Consider the following 3,036-nt stretch of genomic DNA (forward strand, 5'->3'; position numbering starts at 1 on the left):
CGGTCGGCCAACTCGACCAGGCGGATCGCCTTGCGATAGCCCTCGGGCTTGCCCATGCCGAAATTGTGACGCAGCCGGCTGGCGGTATCCTCGCCCTTTTCATGGCCCAGCACCATGACGCGCTGGCCCCGGAATTGCGCGAAGCCGCCCATGATCGCCTGATCGTCGCCAAAGGCACGGTCACCGGCCAGCGGCACGAACTCGTCGAACAGCCCGGCGACATAGTGCTTGAAATGCGGACGCTGCGGATGGCGGGCGACCTGGGTCTTCTGCCACGGGGTCAGCTTGGCGAAGGTATCGCGCAGCAGCTTGTCCGACTTGGCCTGAAGTTTGGCGATTTCCGCGCCGATGTCCACCGCACCATCGGCGGTCGTGTCGCGCAGTTCGTCGATCCGGCTCTGAAGCTCGGCGATCGGTTTCTCGAAATCGAGGAAGCTCGTTGACATAATAGCGTAGCGCCTAGGGGCGGTTGGCGGGAAAATCAACGAGCGGGTGGCGGGTATTGACCAGTTCGACCAGCCGCGTCGCCTCGACATGGGTATAGATTTCGGTCGTGGCGATGTCGGCATGGCCCAGCATCGCCTGCACCGCGCGCAGATCCGCACCCCCGCCCAGCAAGTGGGTGGCGAAGGCGTGACGCAGGACGTGGGGGCTGATCCGATCGGGCGGGATGCCGGCATCGGCGGCCAGCGCCTTGATCAGCTGATAGAGGCGGATTCGCGACAGATGGCGTTTTCCCCCGGGAAACAGCCAGGCCTTGTCGGCGGGCACATGCGCGCGCCACGCCGCCACCGCCGCGCGCGCACGGTCCGAGATCGGCACCATCCGCTCCGCCCCGCCCTTGCCGCGCAGGATCAGGAAAGGCCGGTCGGGATGAATGGCGTTGCGCGGCAACGAGACCAGCTCGCTGGCGCGCAACCCCGAACCGTAGAGCAGCTCGACCAGCGCGGCGAGCCGCAGGTGCTGCGGCGCCGGATGCGCCCCGCCGACCCGCTCGGCGATCGCGGCGAACAGCCGGTCGATATCAGCATGGCTCAGGACCTTGGGCAGCGAACGCCGCTGGCCGGGGCGGGGCAGCGCGCTTGCGGGATCGTCGGCGCGCAGTCCCTCCTCGTGGAGGAAGGCGTAGAAGCGGCGCAGCGCCGCCGCCTTGCGCGCCACGGTCGTCGTGGCAAGGCTGGCCCAGCCCTCGGCGAGGCCACGCAGGGCCGCCTCGTCCGCCTCGGCCAGCGCGCCCATCGCCTCGCCGGCCAGCGTCAGGTCGGAGCGATAGGCGGCGATGGTGTTCGCCGCCGCCCCCGCCTCCGCCGCCATCATCTCCAGAAAGCGGTCGACAAGCGCACGGTCGCCGGCGGTCATGCCCGCGCGATCGCCTCCGCCGCGATCATCCGCGCCTCGGCATCCAGCCCGACCGAGCGCAACGCATCGACGATGCGATAGAGCGCCTGGGGCGGTACGCCGCGCCAGTCGCCGGTCTGCATCCCCACCGCGCACAGCAGGACGACCATGCCGGTCCGGCCATCGGCCACCGCCTCGTCCATCGCCTCGGTCCAGGCGTTGCGCTGTCCGATCCGCACATCGAGCGCCTCGGCGCCCCGTTCGGTATCCGCCTGCGACAACCGGCCCAGTCCCGCCATGCCGGCGAAGAACAGCTGCTGCTTGTGCTTGGCGTCGCCCGATCCGGCATAGTTCGTGATGACGTCATAGCCGACGCCGCTCTGGTGATCCGGGTCGGACAGGGTGATCATCGCCCAGCCGTCGCTCGCCGGCTTGACCGCGCCCGCCCAGCGTGCCGCGCTGCGATCCAGCCCGGCCGACAGCATCGACGCGACGAGGCGGTCGGCCTCCTCACGGTCCCAGATCACAGGCAGCCGCGCCGCCGCCCGCGCGGTAAGGATCAGGCGGCCATAGGGCGTGCGCTCCCCGCTGCCCCAGAGCGAACGGATCGCACTCAGGCGCGCGGTCTGGTCGTTGCCGCCATAGGCATTGGCCAGATCGTTGGCGATCGCCGACTGGGCACGGCTGACGTCGTCATTATCGGCCAGCGCGGCGTAGAAATCCACCAGCGCCGCATTGGACAGCACGCCGAGGCTCGCCGCCCTGTCGACCACCGCCGCGCGATCGGTCGCGGCGATGGCGGGCGAGGTCGCGAGCCAGCCACGCACCTGCGGCCCCGCATAGGATATATAATCGTCGGGAATGGCGACGCCCGTCGCGGTCGACAGGCCGAAGCGCCAAATGGTCAGCCGATCCGCACCCGCCCATTCGACCGTCACCGCCCGGCGGCCATTGGCCCCGGACCCCATCAGCTTCTCGGCGAGCTTCAGGTCGAAATCGTCGGTGATCCGCTGACGCCGCACCTGACGCAGCAGGGCGCTGCCCCGCGACGCATCGCCGACCAGCGCGGCGCACATCGCCTGTGCCACGCGGTAGCCGCCAAGACCCGTCACCGCCGCACCCCGATCGGCCAGCGGACAAAGCCCCGCCGGATCGCTGGATGCGAGCAGCGCGTTGATCGCCACCTGATAGAGCTTGGGCGTGTAATTGTCCGTATCGACCGATTGGACGACGGCGCGTGCCACTTGCGCCTCCCCCATGCGCAGCAACAGCCAGGCGCGCTCGGCGGCGAAGTCCGCGCCGTTCACGCCGCGCGGCGTGTCCATCCGCGCCGCCAGGGTGCGGCGAAGCAGGATCGACATCCAGCGCGACGGCAGGGGTGCCGACAGCCGGCGCATCAACACCTCGGCGACGCGCCCATCGGCCCCGGCGAAGACATCCGGCCCCAGCGCGCCTTCGCGCGGACCGGCGGGCCCCACCACCGCCAGCGAACGCCGGGACGACGCGGGCAGTTCATATTCGGCCAGCGTACGTGGATCGATCGTCGGCGTCGGGCTGGGCGTCGGCGTCGCCACCGGGGTCGGCGTCGCGAGCGTGTCCAGCAGCGCGCCCACCGCATCGGCCGGCGTCGGGCGCGGAGTCGGCCCGGTGGCGGGCGCCGGCGTCGCCGCACCGCTCGGCGCCGGGCGAGGCGTGGCG

Annotated in this window: 2 protein-coding genes and 1 pseudogene; all 3 read right to left on the reverse strand. The window is 70.8% G+C overall.

The features are described from left to right. Positions 1-446: pseudogene (locus tag ACQKJZ_RS18785) on the reverse strand (acetyl-CoA carboxylase carboxyltransferase subunit alpha); the annotation flags it as partial. A 13-nt stretch (positions 447-459) separates the two neighbouring features. Next, a complete protein-coding gene (locus ACQKJZ_RS18790; RefSeq protein ID WP_427733160.1) occupies positions 460-1,359 on the reverse strand; it encodes a tyrosine recombinase in 900 nt (299 codons plus the stop codon). Beyond that, positions 1,356-3,036: hypothetical protein (locus ACQKJZ_RS18795; protein WP_427733162.1), on the reverse strand; the 1,681-nt coding region annotated here is incomplete at its 5' end. The genes ACQKJZ_RS18795 and ACQKJZ_RS18790, both read right to left, overlap by 4 nt.

The organism is Sphingomonas sp. NPDC019816, assembly GCF_050274375.1.
Lineage (GTDB): Bacteria > Pseudomonadota > Alphaproteobacteria > Sphingomonadales > Sphingomonadaceae > Sphingomonas.